Here is a 2,181-nt window from a genome sequence, read left to right on the forward strand (position 1 = left end):
CCGTTGCCGGTCGAGAAGGTCGAGGGCGATGCGCTGACCGGCGGCACGCTCAACAAGAATGGTGCGCTGATCATGCGCGCTGAGAAGGTCGGCGCCGAGACGACGCTGGCGCGCATCGTCGAGCTCGTCGCCAAGGCGCAGCGCTCGCGCGCCCCGATCCAAGGGTTGGCTGATCGCGTTTCTTTCTACTTTGTCCCGGCCGTCGTCCTTGTCGCGATTGTCGCCTTCATCGCTTGGGCCGTGTTTGGACCCGAGCCCAGCCTGATCTTTGCCATCGTCTCGGCGGTGTCGGTGCTGATCATCGCTTGTCCCTGTGCGCTCGGCCTCGCCACGCCGATGTCGATCATGACCGCCACCGGGCGCGGGGCGCATGCCGGCGTGCTGATCAAGGAAGCCGCAGCACTCGAACGCTTCGCTTCCGTCGACACGCTGATCGTCGACAAAACGGGGACGCTGACCGAAGGCCGGCCGAAGCTGACCGATGTCGTCACGGCAAACGGCTTTTCCGAAGACGAATTGCTGGCGCTTGCCGCGGGCCTGGAGAAAGGCTCGGAGCATCCGCTGGCTGAAGCCATCGTTGACGGCGCCGCTACGCGCGGCGTGACCGTTGCAGAGGCCAGCGGCTTCGAGGCGGTCACCGGGAAGGGTGTGTCCGGTTCGGTCTCGGGAAAGACGGTCGCGCTCGGGAACGCCGCGATGATGGCCGACCTTGGCGTCGACATCGCATCCATCTCGGCCAAGGCCGAGGCGCTGCAACTCGAAGGCAAGACGGCGATGTTCGTTGCTGTCGACAAAAAACTGGCCGGCATCGTCGCCGTCGCCGACCCTATCAAGACAACGACGGCCGAGGCGATCAAGGCGCTGCATGAAAGCGGCTTGCGGATCATCATGGCGACCGGCGACAATGAACGCACGGCCAACGCGATCGCCAGAAGCCTCGGCATCGACGAGGTCCGCGCCGGCCTGCTGCCGGAACAGAAGGCAGCCCTTGTCGAGGAACTGCGCGCAAAAGGCACCGGCGTTGCCATGGCCGGCGACGGCGTCAACGATGCACCGGCCCTTGCCGCCGCCGATGTCGGCATCGCCATGGGCACCGGCGCCGATGTCGCCGTCGAAAGCGCCGGCATCACCTTGGTCAAAGGCGACCTCAACGGCATCGTGCGGGCGCGCACGCTGGCTCAGGCGACGATCCGCAACATCCGCCAGAACCTGTTCTTTGCCTTCCTCTACAACGTGCTTGGCGTGCCGGTCGCCGCCGGCGTGCTCTATCCGCTCACCGGCACGCTGCTGTCGCCGATGCTGGCAGCGGCGGCGATGAGCCTGTCCTCGGTGTCGGTGATCGCAAACGCATTGCGGCTGAGAACATTGAAACTCTGATCCAAGCCCCCAAATACGAAACCCATCCAACAGGAGACCATGTATGACCTTCGCCAAAAAACTCGTGCTGCTGCTGATGGCGGCCGGAATGCTGGTTGCCGTCTTCCTCGAAAGCGTTCCGGCGCAGAGCGAAGAGATGAAACACGACATGGGCGCTATGGCGACGGACGCGACCAGTCCTTCGACGGAAGGCTACAAGGCGGCGATGGACAAGATGCATGCCGACATGATGGCGTCCGACTATACCGGCAATGCCGACGTCGATTTCGTCAGAGGCATGATCCCGCACCATCAGGGTGCGATCGACATGGCCAAGGTTGAACTTGCCAATGGCAAGGACCCGGAAATCCGCAAGCTGGCCGAAGGCGTCATCGCCGCGCAGGAAGCAGAGATCAAGCAGATGCAGGCCTGGCTCGCCGCCCATCCGGTGAAGTAAGTCTTCAGCCATCGCCAGCGCGGCGAGAACGCCTCTGGATTTATCGCCCAGCCTGTGATGCGATCCGGCCCCAACTGGAGCCCGCCATGCCACCGACCATCAGAACCACCAAACTGCCCTCCGGCGAAGCCGTTCAGGTGCTTGGCCAGGGCACATGGAAGATGGGCGAAGATTCCCGTCGCCGCGCCGATGAGGTGAATGCCCTCAAGCTCGGCCTCGACCTCGGCATCACGTTGATCGACACCGCCGAAATGTATGCCAGCGGCGGTGCCGAGGAGGTGGTGGCCGAAGCCATTGCCGGGCGCCGCGACGAGACCTTCCTGGTCTCGAAAGTGCTACCGTCGAACGCCTCGCGCGCGGGCGTGCAG

Annotated in this window: 3 protein-coding genes; all 3 read left to right on the plus strand. The window is 64.2% G+C overall.

Features of this window, described 5'->3' with window-relative positions:
• On the plus strand, nt 1–1,377 hold a 1,377-nt coding region (locus tag EN884_RS33955), incomplete at its 5' end, for a copper-translocating P-type ATPase (RefSeq protein ID WP_164895350.1).
• A gap of 43 nt (nt 1,378–1,420) precedes the next feature.
• Entirely contained in the window at nt 1,421–1,813 is a 393-nt protein-coding gene (locus EN884_RS33960) for a DUF305 domain-containing protein (protein ID WP_013528057.1), read from the plus strand.
• An 86-nt stretch (nt 1,814–1,899) separates the two neighbouring features.
• Nucleotides 1,900–2,181: aldo/keto reductase (locus EN884_RS33965; RefSeq protein WP_164895351.1), on the plus strand; the 282-nt coding region annotated here is incomplete at its 3' end.

Source organism: Mesorhizobium sp. M7A.F.Ca.AU.001.01.1.1 (assembly GCF_004022735.1).
Taxonomy (GTDB): Bacteria; Pseudomonadota; Alphaproteobacteria; order Rhizobiales; family Rhizobiaceae; genus Mesorhizobium; species Mesorhizobium ciceri.

Bases quoted from the DNA above. Each gene is read 5' to 3' on its own strand.
- EN884_RS33960 (WP_013528057.1), top strand. From the start codon at position 1,421: ATGACCTTCGCCAAAAAACTCGTGCTGCTGCTGATGGCGGCCGGAATG.